Genomic DNA, 16490 nt, shown 5'->3' with positions numbered 1-16490 from the left:
ATGTGTTACGATTAGCACGCTTGTATAAACGATGCTAAGAAAAACAGAGGTGCAAAAGCGATGAGTACAGGAAGACTAGAGGTCATCTGCGGCAAAGACAGCTCAGGAAAGACAGCGATGGCCCTTGGCAGAGCGCTCCAGGCGCTCACAGAGCAGAAAACCGTGATCGTGATCCAGTTTTTAAAAGGCAGTGAGAAAACAGGAAATCTGGACGTATTAAAGCGAATGGAGCCGGAACTGAAGATATTCCGCTTCGAAAAATCAGACCGCTACTTTGCAGAGTTAAGTGATTCTGAAAAGAAAGATGAGCAAGTCAATATCCGCAATGGATTAAATTATGCAAAGAAGGTACTGACCACAGAGGAGTGTGATCTTCTGGTTCTCGATGAAGCCCTTGGGCTGGTTGACCAGAATATCGTAACGGAAGAGGAACTGGAGGGCATTTTAAACTGCCGTGACCAGGTCCAGGTCATTGTGACCGGAAAGGTACTGCCGGAAGGCATCCACCGGATCGCAGATAAAGTGGAATATGTAGATTGTTCCACCTGTTCCAGATAGGTTTAAGTTGACAATTAAAATGGTTAATGCTAGTATTATACATAAACAGGCAAGTAGAGGTTGCGCGAAGCATGAGTAAAGAATCGGATGCACCAGAAGCAGAAGAGGATTCTTTGAAAGGGCGGGCGCCGAAGATAGAGGACGGTCTGGAAGTCATTTATCTGGGGACAGGGTGAAGAATCCTGTAACTGTCATCCAACCGGATGGAGAGCTACTTAAAGCAAAAAGCACAAAAGCGACTTTAAGAGGGCTGACCGGAATTTGTCAGTCCCTTTTTTATTTCATAGGAAAGTGCGTCCTATGAAACAAAAAAGTGCTCCGCAGGGATGCGCGCTCGGCGCAAAGGTAGATGGTTGCCAAAGCAACCGCGCCTCGGCGCGAGAATGTGCCAAGGCACATTCTTTTTTACATTGCATGTCGGAACAGTGCGGTGGCGTATCCGTTGATTGACGCCTGCAATACATAAACATATGAGGAGGAAAAGAACATGGCTATTTTTGAGGGCGCTGGTGTTGCATTGGTAACCCCGTTTACAGAATCTGGAGAGGTAAATTATGATAAGCTTGCTGAGCTTTTGGAGGAGCAGATCGCAGGCGGTACCGATGCGATCATCGCATGCGGCACCACCGGTGAGTCTGCAACCATGAATCACGAGGAGCATCTGGATGTGATCCGTTTCACCTGCAAGGTGGTAAACAAGCGTATCCCGGTTATCGCAGGAACCGGTTCCAACTGTACCAGAGAGGCAATTCACCTTTCCAAGGAGGCTGAGAAGGCTGGAGCAGACGGACTGTTGTTAGTAACTCCTTATTACAATAAGGCAACCCAGAATGGTCTGATCGCACACTACACCGCGATCGCAGAGTCTGTAAACATTCCGTGTCTTTTATATCATGTGCCGACCCGTACCGGTCTTACCATGAAACCGGAGACCATCGTAAAGCTTTGCCGCGATGTGAAAAACATTGTTGGCGTGAAGGAAGCAAGCGGCAACTTCTCCGCGATCGCAGAGATCATGCACCTGGCAAACGGTTGCGTAGATCTGTATTCTGGCAACGACGACCAGATTGTTCCGCTTCTGGCTATGGGTGGCAAGGGCGTTATCTCCGTTCTGTCCAACGTTGCTCCGAGACAGACCCACGAGATCTGCGAGAACTTCTTCAAGGGCGATATCCAGAAGAGCTGCCAGATGCAGTTAGACGCCATTCCGGTGATCAACGCACTGTTCTGTGAAGTAAACCCGATCCCGGTTAAGGCTGCCTTAAATCTGATGGGCAAAGAGGCTGGTCCGTTAAGACTGCCGCTTACCGAGATGGAGCCGCAGAACCAGGAACGTTTGAAAAAGGCAATGCAGGAGTATGGAATCCTGTAAAACGGGAATGTACGCAGCATTTGCAAAGAATCAAAAAGACAGCTGCCTGTGTCATGGAATGCAGCTGCCTGGAAACGTGCAAATAGAACCACAAACGAAAGAACAGGACCTGCACAGGAGGACTTATAAAATGGTAAAAATGATCATGCACGGCTGCAATGGTGCGATGGGACGCACCATTACCGGTCTGGCAAAGGAGATGGATGGCATTGAGATCGTAGCCGGAATCGATGTCAATCCGGTAGTTTTAAGTGATTATCCGGTGTTTGCATCTTTAGAGGAATGTAACGTTGAGGCAGATGTGATCGTCGATTTTGCTTCTGCAAAGGCAGTGGACCATCTGCTGGATTACTGCGTGGCACACAAGATGCCTCTGGTACTCTGCACGACCGGACTTTCTGCAGAGCAGATCGAAAAAGTAAAAGAGAGCAGCAAACAGACTGCGATCCTGCGCTCTGCGAATATGTCCCTTGGCATCAATACCCTCATGAAGCTGGTCCAGGATGCGGCAAAGGTGCTGGCGAATGCAGGCTTTGACATTGAGATTGTCGAGAAGCACCACAACAAAAAACTGGATGCGCCGAGCGGCACTGCACTGGCTCTGGCAGATTCCATCAACGAGGCGATGGCCAACCAGTACCATTACAAATATGACCGCAGCCAGGAGCGCGTAAGACGTGACGAGAAAGAGATCGGTATCTCTTCCGTGCGCGGCGGTACGATTGTAGGTGACCACGATGTGATCTTTGCCGGAACGGATGAGGTCATTACCTTCAGCCACACCGCTTATTCCAAGGCAATTTTCGGAAAAGGTGCACTGCAGGCAGCACTGTTTCTGGCAGGCAAAGAGCCGGGACTGTACGACATGCAGGATGTGATCGGTTAATTTTATAAAAAGATAAAAATGGAAGTTCTGATTTTGATAAAATCGTTTCTTCTTTCTCATACTAACAGCAGGATGTATTCCTGAAATAGGTTGTTTTGTGGAAAAGTACAGTCTATGAAACAAAAACGCTCCGCCTGGATGCGCACTCTTTTTCACTTCGGGAATTCATTAGGAAAGAAAGGAGAATACGATGATGAAAAAAATCAGAATGACTGCATGTGTGCTGATCTTCGCCATGACTGTTTGTCTTTTAGCGGGATGCAGCAACCAGAATGGAAACAACATGGCAGATGAGGCAACGACTGCAAGCCAGGGAGCACCGAATGGCCAGAACGGAAACGGCCGGGGCACCGCTGCCGGGAAAAACGACACAAATAACATGGAAAGCGGAATGGCCGGTGAAAACGGCGGAGCCGGAAATGGCACGAGTGGAACCGGAGGTACTACCGGAAATGGCGGAATCAACGGAAACGGCACCGGAGGCCAGGAGAGCACTGGCGTGGTGGACGGACTCGTGGATGATGTGGAGCGCGTTGTGCAGTAAGAAAGTTATTTGGTTTTTCTTGTTTTTTAGAATAACATCGCTTTTCAAAAGCGATGTTATTCGTTTTTCATGTACATAGGAGGACTTTTGATCAGAACATGGAATCGGTCATGCCGCAGCTGGAGAAAACAGTGCATCCGGCGGCTGGCATGGAATTATCAGCGTTCCAGACACACAAGGTGTATCCGCAGAATTCTGGTGGCTGCGATCTGTCTGGAAATTGCAGCAGGAACGGCATTATTCTGGCAGGAAAAGCGCCCGGAGCTTTCTCTGGTACACAGGAAAGAAATCTGTGAAGTGGAGCTTATTTCCAAAGAGGCAATTGCTCAGGGCAATGCTGTGAGTGGTGAGCCGGAACAGGATATTTACGGAATCCGGCTGGATACAAAAAATTTAGAAGTCCAGTTTTACCACAGGAAGGATTTTATCCGACAATAAAAAAGCGGCAGCTGCTGTTTGTGCAGTGCGTGAACAGTAACAGGAATGGATTGTAACAGGAACATGAAAAAATATATTGCAATTCAGATACCTGTGTATTATAATTTCTTCTGAAATTAACTTCTTTTATTTATATTACTTATAAATACATCAAGAGAGGAAGAAAGCCGATGGAAGAGAAACGCTTGCTGAATCCAGATGAGCTGCACGAGGAGTGCGGTGTATTCGGAATGTACGATTTTGACGGCAATGATGTGGCATCCGAGATTTATTACGGACTGTTCGCATTGCAGCACCGGGGGCAGGAAAGCTGCGGTATTGCGGTCAGCGACACAGAAGGACCGAAGGGGAAGGTAAATGCGTATAAGGGGATGGGGCTTTGCAACGAGGTGTTCACACCGGACATCTTAGAGGGTTTACATGGAAACATTGGTGTGGGACATGTGCGTTACTCGACTGCGGGAAGCAGCACAAGAGAGAACGCGCAGCCTCTGGTACTCAATTATGTGAAGGGTACCCTGGCTCTGGCCCACAACGGAAACCTGGTCAATGCGCCGGAGCTGCGCAGAGAGCTGGAATACAGCGGTGCAATCTTCCAGACCACCATTGACTCAGAGGTCATTGCGTACCATATCGCACGTGAGCGTGTGCGCACGGCAACCGTTGAAGCGGCGGTGGCAAATGCCATGAAGAAGATCAAGGGTGCGTATTCTCTGGTCATCATGAGCCCGCGCAAGATGATCGGTGCGAGAGATCCATTTGGCTTTAAGCCTCTTTGTATCGGCAAAAAGGAAAATGCCTATATCCTGGCATCCGAGAGCTGCGCCCTGGCAACGATTGACGCGGAATTTGTCCGCGATGTGGAGCCGGGTGAGATCGTAACGATCACCAAGGACGGAATCAACTCCGATAAGAGCATGTGCCTGCCGGATTCGAAGAAACAGGCAAGATGTGTCTTTGAATATATTTACTTTGCAAGACCGGATAGTGTGTTTGACGGTGTGAGCGTTTATCATTCCCGCATTCACGCAGGCCGCTGTCTGGCGATCGATTCCCCGGTCGATGCCGATCTCGTGGTCGGTGTTCCGGAATCCGGTAATGCTGCAGCACTTGGCTATTCGATGCAGTCTGGAATCCCATACGGAACGGCGTTTGTGAAGAACTCTTATGTGGGACGTACCTTCATCAAGCCGAAACAGAGCAGCCGTGTTTCTGCGGTAAAAGTAAAATTGAATGTGTTGAAAGAGGCAGTCGCAGGAAAACGCGTCATCATGATCGACGATTCCATCGTCCGCGGTACGACCAGCCACCTCATTGTGAAGATGCTGCGCGATGCAGGTGCGAAGGAAGTGCATGTGAAGGTCAGCGCACCGCCATTTTTACATCCGTGCTATTTCGGAACGGATATCCCATCCGAAGACCAGCTCATTGCAAGCGGACGCACGGTAGAAGAAATCCGCCAGATCATCGGGGCAGATTCGCTGTCTTACTTAAAGATGGAGCGTCTGCCGGAGCTGGCAGAAGGCCTGCCGATCTGCACGGCATGCTTTAGCGGAAACTATCCGCTGGAACCGCCGAAGGAGGATATCCGCGGCGAATATACGAAGTAAGCGCCAAAGGAAAGCATTTGCGGCGAATATACGAAACAAGTGTCGAAAAATGCATCCGCGGCGAAGATACCAAATAATCAATCAAAATATTGGAGGGTTCTTATGAACGACAGATACCAAAGCCCGTTGTCCGAGCGTTACGCAAGCAAGGAGATGCAGTACATCTTCTCCCCGGACAAGAAATTCAAAACCTGGAGAAAATTATGGATCGCACTGGCTGAGACTGAGAAAGAATTAGGCCTGCCGATCACCCAGGAGCAGATCGACGAGTTAAAGGCACATGCCGAGGATATCAACTATGAAGTCGCAAAAGAGCGTGAGCGTCTGGTGCGCCACGATGTCATGTCCCATGTATACGCTTACGGCCAGCAGTGTCCGAAGGCAAAAGGAATCATCCATCTGGGTGCAACCTCCTGCTATGTAGGTGATAACACGGACCTCATCATCATGACCGAGGGCTTAAAGCTGGTTCGTAAAAAACTCATCAACGTGATGGCAGAGCTGGCAAAATTCGCAGACAAGTACAAAAACCAGCCGACCCTGGCATTTACCCATTTCCAGCCTGCACAGCCGACTACCGTTGGTAAGAGAGCAACGCTTTGGCTTAATGAGCTTTGCCTGGATTTAGAGGATCTGGATCATGTCCTTTCTACCATGAAGCTTCTTGGCTCCAAGGGAACCACCGGTACCCAGGCAAGTTTCCTGGAACTCTTTGAGGGAGACCATGAGAAATGCCGCAAGGCAGACCAGATGATCGCCGAGAAGATGGGCTTTTCTGCATGCTATCCGGTTTCCGGCCAGACCTACTCCCGTAAGGTAGATACCCGTGTCCTGAATGTTCTTGCAGGAATCGCGCAGAGCGCCCACAAGTTCAGCAATGACATTCGTCTGCTGCAGCACTTAAAAGAAGTGGAAGAGCCGTTTGAGAAGAACCAGATTGGTTCCTCCGCAATGGCATACAAGAGAAACCCGATGCGCAGCGAGCGTATCGCATCTCTTTCCAACTATGTAATGAGTGATGTCATGAACCCGATGATGGTTGCTTCCACCCAGTGGTTCGAGCGTACCTTAGATGACTCCGCAAACAAGCGTTTAAGCATTCCGGAAGGCTTCCTGGCCATCGACGGTATCCTGGATCTGTACTTAAATGTTGTAGACGGCCTGGTTGTATATCCGAAGGTGATTGAGAAGCATTTTATGGCAGAGCTTCCGTTCATGGCAACCGAGAACATCATGATGGATGCAGTAAAGGCAGGCGGCGACCGTCAGGAGCTGCATGAGCGCATCCGCCAGCTTTCCATGGAAGCAGGCAGAAATGTCAAGGAAAAAGGTCTGGACAACAACCTGTTAGAGCTCATTGCGGCAGATCCGGCATTTGGACTCTCCTTAGAAGACTTAAAGGCATGCATGGAGCCGTCCCGCTATGTAGGACGTGCACCGCAGCAGGTAGACGAATTCTTAGGCGAAGTAGTCAATCCGATCCTGGAGGCAAACAAGGAAGACCTTGGTATGACCGCAGAGATCAATGTGTAAAAGAATGTTTTATGAAACGGAAGCTATTTTCTGAGTCTTGTTTCCAATGTGTGGAACGTGTCAGAAAATGGCAAAACTGATAAAATACAGTAATTAATATCTATAATTTACATTAATAACAAGAGGCAGGCAGATTAGAAAATCTGTCTGCCTTTTTGTGTTTGCGTATTGATTTTAAAGTAAGAATCTTATATACTGTTAATGTTTGCGGAGTCGGCTGATTCCGCATGAGAATATTAGGAATAGCAAGTGGCGGTGCCAGGACACATTGGTTTTCGATGTGCAGCGCGTGGGCAAAAATGCGCGAAGTCCGTACTGTCACGTTAAGCACAACAAAGGAGACGAATTATGTCAAAGGTAGATGTAGTTATTGGATGTTTTTATGGCGATGAAGGTAAGGGAAAAGTAATCGATTATCTTGCAACGAATGCAGATATCGCTGTCCGCGCAACCGGTGGTGATAACGCAGGCCATACGATCGAAGCAAACGGAGTGAAATACGCAATGCGTCTGATTCCGTCCGGAATCCTGTCCGGTCATACCATTGGCGTAATCGGCAACGGCGTTGTTATGAACCCACAGGTGCTGTTAGGTGAGATCGAAAACTTAAAAGCACACGGATACGATATCGACAACCATTTAAAAATCAGTGACAAGACCCATGTGATCCTGCCGTACCATCCGATGTTAGACCGCGCACTGGAGAAAGCAAGAAAGGCTTCCAAGATCGGTACCACCTGCAGAGGTATCGGACCGACCTATTGTGACAAATACGAGCGCGCAGGCTTAAGAGTTGAGGATCTGTACGCAGACAACTTCAAGAGCCATCTGGAAGAGCTGGTAGAATCCAGAAAAGCACTCTTAAAGTTCTATGATCCGGAAGACACCACCATCGATGAAAAACTGAATTTCGAGGATGTATATAAGACCTATACCGAGTACGCAGAGCAGTTAAAGCCGTTCGTATGCGACACCGTAACCTATCTGCACAAAGCACTGGAAGAGGACAAAAAGGTGATCGTAGAGGGCGCTCAGGCAACCTTACTTGACATCGACTTCGGTTCCTATCCGTATGTAACCTCCTCCAACCCGACCATCGGCGGCATCATCACCGGAACCGGTTTAAGCGCATCCGATATCGGAAATGTATACGGTATCATCAAGGCTTACTCCAGCCGTGTCGGCGAGGGTCCGTTCGTAACCGAGCTGCTCGATGAGACCGGTGATAAGATCCGTGACCTTGGTCATGAGTACGGTACCGTAAGCGGCAGACCGCGTCGCTGTGGCTGGCTGGATCTGGTAACCTTAAAATATGCAAAGCGTCTGAATGGTCTGACCGGAATCTCCGTAAACCACTTAGACACCATCGGTAAGTTCGACAAGATCAAAGTCTGCGTTGCTTATGACTGCAACGGGGTACAGACCGAGGATTTCTCCACCAACTTAAAGTTCTTAGAGAACAGCAAGCCGGTATACAAAGAGTTCGATGGTAACTTCGGTGACATCTCTGGCTGCAAGACCTTCGAGGAGCTTCCGGAGAATGCAAAGGCATACATCAACTTCATCGAGGATTATATCAAAGTTCCGGTAAAATTCATCGGAACCGGCGCAGGACGCGAGGCAATGATCGTACGCCTGTAAAAATAGTAATATTGTGAACGTAATAGAGCCGTGAAAGCTGCCTTTCGGTAGCTTCCACGGCTTTTGTCTTATTTCAGCAGACGAAAAAATAAGACTCTGTTTTATAATCGTGATTCACGTATTATAAAATATTGACTATGTATGCATGGTGTCATATATTATATATAATCGATGAGGAGGTATCATTTATGGAACCAATGGGAATTGTACAGGCTCGCACATCGGAGCGGATCAAAGAAAACGCAGCAAATATTTTGGATAAACTTGGATTGAATATGTCTACGTATATCAATATGGCTTTGAACTAGTTAATTATTCAAGAAGGAATTCCGTTTTCTGTTAAGCTGACAAAATCCTCCTATACGAATGCGGAAAAAATCAATGAGGTAGCTGCAACATTAAAACTTGAAGGATTACATTTAGACGAGAATGACATACAGTTAATGCAGGAGATTCAGCATGGAAATATCAGTTTTGAACAAGCACGGGAGAAAATATTAAACGAGGTATAAAATGTCAGATACGAAATGCTATCAGCCAGCCAAAAATCTTTTCTGTGTGAGTACAGCGAAATGGAAGAGGTGATTCGTAAATGTATTTACAAACAATAGAATCACACTATGAGTCATAATAAGAGATTCCGGAAATAATAGGAGACAGGAGAAAAATGAGTAGTATAAGGGCGTTTGTAATCACAATTTTTGTAGGCTGGCTCAGTTCTGTGATTTGTGAAACCATGCTTTGGCCTCAACTAGGTTCGATTTTTGCAATTGCAACAATGGGCGCATTTATTCTTAAATCTATAGAGAATTTAAAGGAAGGCTCATCAGAAGATGCAAAATCATAGTATTATAAATCAGAAAATTGATAGTTGACAAGGGAGTGTGATTGCATGGGAAAAGCAATTTTAGCAATGATTGTAACCATAATGGTTGGGTTTATGAGCAGTGCCATCTTTGCAAACTGGGTCAATGCACCAGAGTGGGGTGTTATCCTTGCTGTTGCTGTGATGGGTGCATTTATTATTCTTTTCAATGATAAGAAGTAAGTGACTTCCAGCTTGGAGAACTGGTGAAATCAACGATTGCGAGGAGAAAGAAAATGGAATTTAAGAATTTATTACCAGCTCAAAATCGTGATGAGTTACGAGAATGGTTTTCGGAAAATTATAACAAAGAAACCGAATGCTGGGTGGTTGTAAAGCGTGGACGTCCAGTAGATAATGGAACTTTTTGGTATATAGATGCAGTTGAAGAAGCCATGTGTTTTGGCTGGATTGATAGCACCACGAAGAAAATGGATAACGGAATAACGGCACAAAGATTAGCACCCAGAAGAAAAAACAGTTTGTGGTCTGAATTAAATAAAGAACATTGCCGGAGAATGGAGCGATTAGGGCGTATGACGGATGCTGGAAGAGCAGTTTTTCCGGATATGTCTGAAAATTGTTTTGTTATTGACAAGATGATTTTAGACGCATTGCAAATAGACGCTGAAATTTGGGAGAATTTTCAAAAAGGATAACACCAAGGCGGGGATTATGTATGGCGAATGGAATGATAATGGACGCTTACTTACAGACTGACAGATTGCAGCGCTGGCTATCTTCACTCTGTCACACGAAATAATGCTTTCCATTCCTGCCTCCGTTCCTTTTTGCACACCAGATAATAGGTTGCGGTTGCCTCTTTATCGGAAATCGGAATCGCGATCCGGTTTTCTGCGGTAACCCGGTAATTTTCGGAGACATCGGTTACAAAGCAGGGCAGGGAGGAGGCTTGGACCAGCTCCTGAAAACGATAGCGGTCATTTTGGGTCAGAAAGCGGGAATCCGGCATTTTTTCTAATACAAAGGACCAGAAGCTGATATCGGGCATTAAAAGCATGTTTTCTCCGTTCATGTCGGAGAAGGACAGGCTTTTTTTGTTTGCATATTTGTGGTCTTTTGGAAGCGCAAACATCAGGCTTTCGGTTCCCTATTCTTTGTAAATGTAAGCCTCAGATTCCGGCTTTTGGTGCGTTACGATCAGCTGGTAATGATCCTGCTCCAGCCCTTTGAAAAGATGTTCATCGGAAGTTATGTCGGTCTGCAGGGAATCGTTAGGGGGGTATAGGGAGTGGTATTTTATTTTACGGCGACCGGAAACAGCCTGTATGTAGCAAAACAGCTTTGTGAACATCCGGTCAGTATTGCCCAGGCGGTTCACGATAAACAAAAGACATACCGTGCAGAGCAGATTGGCATTGTCTGTCCGATGTTTGGTCATAAGGTGCCAAGGCTGGTCAAAGAGTTTCTGGAACAGGCAACCTTTGAGACACCGTATTTTTATATGATCCTGACTTATGGATACCGGCACGGAGGTGCATCGGAACTGGCGCAGCAGATGTTAAAGAACATCGGAATCCAGCCAGCTTACATCAATGTACTCTGGAAGCTGGACAATTTCCTTCCAAGTTTCGATATGAATAAGCAGAAGGAAATGGAGAAACATGTCGGGGAGCATCTGAAACAGATTCGGGAGGATATCCGGGATCAGCGCAGGTTCCTTTCTCCGGTAACCGCGGCAGACCGGGCGGCACATCAGGAGTTTTTATCCAGAAAAAATAAAATGCCGGAAGGTTTGCTCCAGAATTTTTACCGGATCACGGAGAAATGCATTGGCTGTGAGATCTGCACCAGAGTCTGTCCGGAACATTGTTTCCATATGGAGAAACACAAGAGTGTCTGGAGTCCGGATCGTTGTATGTACTGTATCCAGAACGCTCCGTTTCGATTGTGAATGAGATGAAAGACCGCGCGGAAAAGGGCGAACAGATCTTTTGTGATATTTACATGGATGCTGAAAAACAGGCAGACCCGGCAAAGCGCAATACGGGCTTATTCTTTTTCCGTGGCAATCCGGGTGAAAAATTTGCGATTACAAATTCCGGAGGCGGATTTGTTTATCTCGCAGCCATGCATGACAGCTTTCCGCATATGCAGGAACTTGCCAGACGGGGCTACAACGCATTTGCGCTGATTTACCGGCCCGGGGCACAGAGCGCCTGTGAGAATCTGGCAGAGCCATTGCCTTTATCCACGAACATGCTGGGGAACTCCAGGTGGATACGGAAGGGGATTCGCTGTGGGGCGGCTCAGCCGGAGCGCGTATGGCGGCCTGGCTTGGTTCCTACGGAACCGCAGCATTTGGAGAAAAGGCATATCCGGCACCGGGTGCCGTAATCATGCAGTATACCGGCTTATCGGAAGTGAGCGGAACGGAGCCGCCGACCTATGCTTGTGTAGGAACTCGTGACGGTATCGCCTCTTATCGGATCATGCAGCAGCGGATCTTCACTATGTTGTCTTTGATCCGGGCGTGATCAATAACTGGCATACGCATGAGGGCGGACAGATCCTGATCGCGACAGACGGAATTGGCTATCACCAGATCGAGGGAGAGCCGGTTCAGGTTCTTTATCCGGGTGATGTGGCATTCTGCCCGCCAGGTGTGAAGCACTGGCATGGTGGAAGCGCAGATACAAGCTTTGCGCACATCGCGGCCAACACCAATTCAGAATTGACAGAACTGGAGTGGTTTGGCCGGGCATGATGATGAGAGCCTGCGCGATGTAGAACTGGTTTCAACGGAAGTGGAGACTGGCAGGATGGAGAACGCTTCAGCTCCGGCGCATCCGATACAGATGTAGCAAAGTGGGTTGACAGCCTTGCTATTTCCATATCGCAATGATACCTGACTTTCGGAGTTGAAGTATAAAACATGGTGCTAAGCCAAGGATTAAAACCTGTGGCTTAGCATTTTTTTGATGTCTCCTTCGTTCAAAAAATACGATGTCAGTGGTAAGCTGCACAGCTCTGACAATTCCCTGATAAATGATGTACCATGCGATAGATTTATATATTTTCTGTCTGATATTTTGGCAACTCTGAAGTCACGTACGAATTCAAACAGCTCTTCGGAACTATAACCATTTTTTAATATCTTGAACTGCAGTAATCTTGTCAGTAATACGGCCAGATAGCAGATTAAAAAATGTCCAACAATGGTATCCTGTTTTTGCAAGTATACCGGTCTGGCATCCAGCTGTGACTTCATGATCCGGAAGGATTCTTCTATTCTCCAGAGATTGTGGTATGCATTGTAGACATCCTTATCTTTCATGGAAATCTCGGAAGTGACCAGCATGTTGTATCCGGCAAGCTCCAGGGATTTTTGAATGAGTTCCTCATTCATGGTGACTTTTACTTTACCATCTGTGTCGTTGCCCTTTTTATCTGCAGCAGTAAAAATGACATATTTTGCAGAATCACCATACTCGGATTTTTTAGCCTGCGAAGCTTTCAGAAGCCTTGCTTTTTCAACTTCTTTATTAATTTCGTAGATCTGTTTTTTGGCAAGTTTTGGATTGAAAGTAACAATCCTTTTTTCTGTGATCCGGAACTTTTTTAAAGAGCCTGTTTCAGACTCGGTAAATTTATATTCAAATTCATCTACACATTCCTTAATGCGATACAAAGTCTCCCCGGCAGCATTTTTTACATCCCTGTAATTATTAGGGAGCAGTACCCAGGTCTTTTCCGTTTCCGGAAGCATCTTTACGGACTTAGAGAAAATATATCCATCCCCATTTTTGAGCGCATGGAAGATATTTTCAGCACAATTCAACCCTTTGTCGGCGATCTGTATGGTTCTGCCGGACACAGAGTTTCTCTTTTTCAAATCATCAATGATATTTCTGATCACCGGCTTTTCACTCTGATTGCCCGGAAACAGCTTCATGCCGATGGGAATCTGATTTGCATCAAGCAGGAGTCCCAGACCAACAATCGGTTCTTTTCTGTTTTCCTTGGAAGGTCCTTTTTTCCGGAAATCATCTTCCCTGTCGATCTCAAAGTAAAAGTTAGTGCAGTCAAAGTAAGTATGAGAGGTATCAAACTGATACATCTGTTGGATCTGATGATTGTAGATTTCAATGATCTTTTCGTATTCGCAACCGATATACTCCAGCCCGTCATAGAGCTGGTTTAAAGAAAAATCGTAGGATTCAAAAAGCTTTGGAATCACTTCGTCATAAGTCTTTGATTTTGAACATGGCTGGACAAGCCTTGCGTAAACAAGGGCAGAGATCATGTCAAAAACATTAAAGCGGAAGTCAGTAGCGGTCTGCATGAGATCAATATACTTTTTGACAGAAAGCTTGTCGTTAATGTTTTTCATCGGGAAATAGCCAATGAGTTTTTCCGGCGAATCATCTGAAATCTGCTTCGCTTTTTTTGCGGCTTTTGCAGCATTTGCTTCCTGGTTCAGTCTGATAACTTCTTCTTTGTAGAAGGAGATAGGATCGTCAATGCCCTTTGCCTGAAGCTCATGAACATAACCAATAGGTTTATAAGCCTTGTGGGCAGTATGCCTGCGTTCAGGATCGTAAAAGCTTGAATAAATCTGAAGATAAGTACCTTTTTTGTTGTTAGTTTTTTTAAGAAAATATGCCATAAAAGTCACCCTCTTATAGTATAGCACCATAGCACCATAAAAGCAAGTATAAAAAAGAAAATTTGTCAAGTTTTTAAAACAAAGAAAAAAGCCAGCAAATATGCTGACTTGAGGATAAAATATATTTCATTAACTCTCAAAAAATAAAGTGCTAAATCCTAAAGACGGGTATTCCTGCTTTGTGGCAGCCATTGATGCGGAGAAATGTATATTCCGTGCCCGGGTGAAAGATATGGTGGATCGGAGCTAAATGAAGCATTAAATAATTCATTTGACGAGCACACATTATTTTGTTGTAATTTAATGTGTGTTCGTCATTTTTTGATTGACATTCACACATTATTTCTGCATAATATAATGTGTGAATGTTAAAGTGAGGTGAGAAACATGACCACCAGGGAAAAAATAGAAGAACTTCTGGAAGCATCGAAGGATGGTACAATCTCCACATCCCAGGTGACGGAAGCCGGACTTCACCGCGGCATTCTGCAGGAGTATGTTAAGAGCGGTGAAATGTACCGTTTTGGTCGCGGCCTGTATGTGCTGAGCAATGTGTGGGAGGACGATTTTTACCTTTTGCAGCGTAAGTATGGACGCGGAATCTATTCCCATGATACTGCACTGTACCTGCTGGGTTATTCGGACCGTACCCCGGCGAAATATACGATGACCTTTCCGAAAGGCTACAATGCACCGTCTTTGAAGCAAGAGAACTTGATCATCAAGCGTGTTGTACCGGAAAATTATGAGTTTGGGCAAATCCAAATTAAATCTTTGTCCGGCAACCCAATCCGCGTTTATGATTTGGAGCGGACGCTATGCGATATCCTGCGCGGCAGCGGCAGCGATATCCAGATCGTCAGTGAGGCTATGAAACGCTATGCGGCCTCCAAAGACAAAAATATTCACAAACTGATGAAGTACGCAGATCAGCTTCGCGTGAAGCCGAAGGTCCTGCGTTATATGGAGGTTCTCTTATGATTACAAAAAATCCAATGCAGTTAAAAGCCTTTATCAAAAATAAGGCAGCAGAGAAGCATGTTTCTGCACAGCTTGTCATGCAGAACTATATGCTAGAGCGACTGCTGGAACGAATTTCACTTTCGCCCTATAAAAACAATTTTATTCTCAAAGGCGGTTTCCTGATTTCTGCTATTGTAGGGCTGGATACGCGGGCAACCATGGATCTGGACACGACAATCAAAGGGTTCACTCTGACCCATGAAGCGATCCGGAAAAATTTTACGGATATCTGTACTGTACAGATTGCCGATGATGTGCAGTTTGAGGTTGTCGGAATTTCTGATATACGGGAAACGGATGATTATCCCGGAATCCGGGTTGGGCTGAAAGCAAACTATCCGCCGATCAGTGTACCGCTGACGGTGGATGTTACTACGGGCGACATGATAACGCCCCGTGAGGTGGAATACACATTTTCCATGCTGTTTGATGATCGCCAGATCAGTATTCTTGCCTACAATCTTGAAACGGTGCTGGCGGAAAAGCTGGAAACGGTGTTATCCCGCAACATTGCAAATACCCGTCCGAGAGATTATTACGACATACATATCCTGTATGCGCTGCGCGGTGAAGAGTGTGATAAAGAAACACTACGCCAGGCTCTGGAACGGACAACAAAAAAGCGCGGCAGCGGAGCGATTCTTACGGACTACATGGCAATCTTGAAAGAAATCCGAGAAAGCGATACCCTTCGTAAGTTGTGAGAAAAATACAGACGCGAATATGACTATGCAAAAGATATTTCTTTTGAAGATACCTGCAATACCGTTCAGGAAATTATGAAAGCAATTATATTGTAAGCGAAAGATTACAGGGCGTAGAGCCTCACAGTAACGGAAAAAAGAATGCGTATGATTACTGCTACAGCAACAGAAATGCAGAATAATTTCGGTCATTATCTCAACTTTGTGATGTCTGTACAGGAGAGTATCGTAACAAAGAATGGAAAAGAAGCCGGAAGGTTTACTTCAAAAGAGATAGCGGTATTTTACTCTGGCAGATTCCTTACGGGAATTTACTTTGGAAAGTTTTAATGTACAATTTTTAACGATATTGAACTTGGTACAATAAGGAAATCGGCAAACCAGATGAAAGTCTGGGACGCAAAGCTACAGGGCCTGTAAAATGGCAGCCAGTTGCATGAAATGCGGTGCACTGTCTGTCTGACAGTGTTTTTTTACGGTGTTATTTCATAGACGTAACAACAATGATTTTATCAGGAAAGAATAAGGAAAATAAAAGTATGAAAAAGGAAAAACGTTGTCTGATAGCAGTGGTGTTAGGTGTACTTGTAGCAACTGCTGTCTTGTCTGGATGTGGACAGTCAAAGAAAGAAGTATCTAAAAACGATGATCATCTTACCGTTTATCTGTGGGAAAATCGTTTGATG

General features: G+C 45.9%; 20 protein-coding genes and 2 riboswitches. Of the genes, 18 read left to right on the top strand and 2 right to left on the bottom strand.

The features are described 5' to 3' along the window. The first annotated feature begins 60 nt into the window (after nucleotides 1-60). From DXA97_RS16800 to DXA97_RS16745, 12 genes are all read left to right on the top strand, one after another. Nucleotides 61-558: a cob(I)yrinic acid a,c-diamide adenosyltransferase gene (locus DXA97_RS16800; protein WP_118721185.1), complete on the top strand. Its 498-nt coding sequence runs from the start codon at nucleotides 61-63 to the stop codon at nucleotides 556-558. 46 nt (nucleotides 559-604) lie between these two features. Next, nucleotides 605-780, top strand: a riboswitch (Lysine riboswitch). 265 nt (nucleotides 781-1045) lie between these two features. Next, on the top strand, nucleotides 1046-1930 hold the full coding sequence (dapA, locus tag DXA97_RS16795) for a 4-hydroxy-tetrahydrodipicolinate synthase (RefSeq protein WP_118721184.1): 885 nt from the start codon (nucleotides 1046-1048) through the stop codon (nucleotides 1928-1930). A gap of 130 nt (nucleotides 1931-2060) precedes the next feature. After that, the gene (gene dapB / locus DXA97_RS16790) at nucleotides 2061-2816 is read left to right on the top strand and encodes a 4-hydroxy-tetrahydrodipicolinate reductase (RefSeq protein WP_118721183.1); all 756 of its coding nucleotides are present in this window, start codon (nucleotides 2061-2063) and stop codon (nucleotides 2814-2816) included. Between the two features lie 190 nt (nucleotides 2817-3006). Continuing rightward, on the top strand, nucleotides 3007-3360 hold the full coding sequence (locus tag DXA97_RS16785; protein ID WP_147355592.1) for a hypothetical protein: 354 nt from the start codon (nucleotides 3007-3009) through the stop codon (nucleotides 3358-3360). A gap of 87 nt (nucleotides 3361-3447) precedes the next feature. Continuing rightward, the gene (locus DXA97_RS16780) at nucleotides 3448-3798 is read left to right on the top strand and encodes a hypothetical protein (RefSeq protein ID WP_118721181.1); all 351 of its coding nucleotides are present in this window, start codon (nucleotides 3448-3450) and stop codon (nucleotides 3796-3798) included. Nucleotides 3799-3968: 170 nt separating this feature from the next. Beyond that, nucleotides 3969-5408 carry an amidophosphoribosyltransferase gene (gene purF, locus DXA97_RS16775; RefSeq protein ID WP_118721180.1) on the top strand — a complete coding sequence of 480 codons (1440 nt, stop codon included), beginning with the start codon at nucleotides 3969-3971 and terminating at the stop codon, nucleotides 5406-5408. Nucleotides 5409-5510: 102 nt separating this feature from the next. Further along, complete coding sequence (gene purB, locus DXA97_RS16770; protein ID WP_118721179.1) at nucleotides 5511-6941, top strand: adenylosuccinate lyase; 1431 nt, start codon at nucleotides 5511-5513, stop codon at nucleotides 6939-6941. Nucleotides 6942-7289: 348 nt separating this feature from the next. Further along, nucleotides 7290-8582 (top strand): adenylosuccinate synthase, encoded by a 1293-nt coding sequence (locus DXA97_RS16765; RefSeq protein ID WP_118721178.1) that lies wholly within the window; start codon nucleotides 7290-7292, stop codon nucleotides 8580-8582. A 188-nt stretch (nucleotides 8583-8770) separates the two neighbouring features. Then, nucleotides 8771-8890: a type II toxin-antitoxin system RelB/DinJ family antitoxin gene (locus DXA97_RS16760; protein WP_182436939.1), complete on the top strand. Its 120-nt coding sequence runs from the start codon at nucleotides 8771-8773 to the stop codon at nucleotides 8888-8890. 359 nt (nucleotides 8891-9249) lie between these two features. Then, on the top strand, nucleotides 9250-9429 hold the full coding sequence (locus tag DXA97_RS16755) for a hypothetical protein (RefSeq protein ID WP_118541106.1): 180 nt from the start codon (nucleotides 9250-9252) through the stop codon (nucleotides 9427-9429). Nucleotides 9430-9474: 45 nt separating this feature from the next. Beyond that, the gene (locus DXA97_RS16750; RefSeq protein WP_118541104.1) at nucleotides 9475-9630 is read left to right on the top strand and encodes a binding-protein-dependent transport permease; all 156 of its coding nucleotides are present in this window, start codon (nucleotides 9475-9477) and stop codon (nucleotides 9628-9630) included. Nucleotides 9631-9683: 53 nt separating this feature from the next. After that, nucleotides 9684-10106, top strand: coding sequence for a thymidylate synthase (locus DXA97_RS16745; RefSeq protein ID WP_243107720.1), 423 nt, complete (start codon nucleotides 9684-9686; stop codon nucleotides 10104-10106). 83 nt (nucleotides 10107-10189) lie between these two features. On the opposite strand, the gene DXA97_RS16740 is transcribed toward DXA97_RS16745, so the two are convergent. After that, nucleotides 10190-10468, bottom strand: a complete 279-nt coding sequence (locus DXA97_RS16740; protein ID WP_147355591.1) for a hypothetical protein — start codon at nucleotides 10466-10468, stop codon at nucleotides 10190-10192. 231 nt (nucleotides 10469-10699) lie between these two features. Here DXA97_RS16740 and DXA97_RS16735 point away from each other — a divergent pair, with 231 nt between their 5' ends. The 3 genes from DXA97_RS16735 (at nucleotide 10700) to DXA97_RS16725 (ending at nucleotide 12175) form a co-directional block, all read left to right on the top strand. Then, a complete protein-coding gene (locus DXA97_RS16735; RefSeq protein ID WP_118721175.1) occupies nucleotides 10700-11362 on the top strand; it encodes an EFR1 family ferrodoxin in 663 nt (220 codons plus the stop codon). 322 nt (nucleotides 11363-11684) lie between these two features. Further along, nucleotides 11685-11945 (top strand): hypothetical protein, encoded by a 261-nt coding sequence (locus tag DXA97_RS22455; RefSeq protein ID WP_207666850.1) that lies wholly within the window; start codon nucleotides 11685-11687, stop codon nucleotides 11943-11945. Continuing rightward, nucleotides 11942-12175 carry a cupin domain-containing protein gene (locus tag DXA97_RS16725; RefSeq protein ID WP_118721174.1) on the top strand — a complete coding sequence of 78 codons (234 nt, stop codon included), beginning with the start codon at nucleotides 11942-11944 and terminating at the stop codon, nucleotides 12173-12175. Before DXA97_RS22455 ends, DXA97_RS16725 begins: the two co-directional genes overlap by 4 nt. 186 nt (nucleotides 12176-12361) lie before the next feature. On the opposite strand, the gene DXA97_RS16720 is transcribed toward DXA97_RS16725, so the two are convergent. Next, nucleotides 12362-14077, bottom strand: a complete 1716-nt coding sequence (locus DXA97_RS16720) for an IS1634 family transposase (RefSeq protein WP_118301906.1) — start codon at nucleotides 14075-14077, stop codon at nucleotides 12362-12364. 387 nt (nucleotides 14078-14464) lie between these two features. Between DXA97_RS16720 and DXA97_RS16715 the strand changes: the two genes are divergently transcribed. From DXA97_RS16715 to DXA97_RS21680, 3 genes are all read left to right on the top strand, one after another. After that, on the top strand, nucleotides 14465-15058 hold the full coding sequence (locus DXA97_RS16715) for an AbiEi antitoxin N-terminal domain-containing protein (RefSeq protein ID WP_118542780.1): 594 nt from the start codon (nucleotides 14465-14467) through the stop codon (nucleotides 15056-15058). Further along, complete coding sequence (locus DXA97_RS16710; protein WP_243107313.1) at nucleotides 15055-15804, top strand: nucleotidyl transferase AbiEii/AbiGii toxin family protein; 750 nt, start codon at nucleotides 15055-15057, stop codon at nucleotides 15802-15804. Before DXA97_RS16715 ends, DXA97_RS16710 begins: the two co-directional genes overlap by 4 nt. Nucleotides 15805-15945: 141 nt before the next feature. Next, a complete protein-coding gene (locus tag DXA97_RS21680; RefSeq protein ID WP_118696719.1) occupies nucleotides 15946-16134 on the top strand; it encodes a type II toxin-antitoxin system prevent-host-death family antitoxin in 189 nt (62 codons plus the stop codon). Between the two features lie 34 nt (nucleotides 16135-16168). Then, nucleotides 16169-16244: riboswitch (cyclic di-GMP riboswitch) on the top strand. The last annotated feature ends 246 nt before the right edge of the window (nucleotides 16245-16490 follow it).

Origin of the sequence: Clostridium sp. OF09-36, from assembly GCF_003481985.1 — a bacterium.
Classification (GTDB): domain Bacteria; phylum Bacillota; class Clostridia; order Lachnospirales; family Lachnospiraceae; genus Brotaphodocola.
The sequence above is the reverse complement of the archived record's forward strand: the minus strand, read 5'-3'. Positions and strand labels throughout refer to the sequence as shown.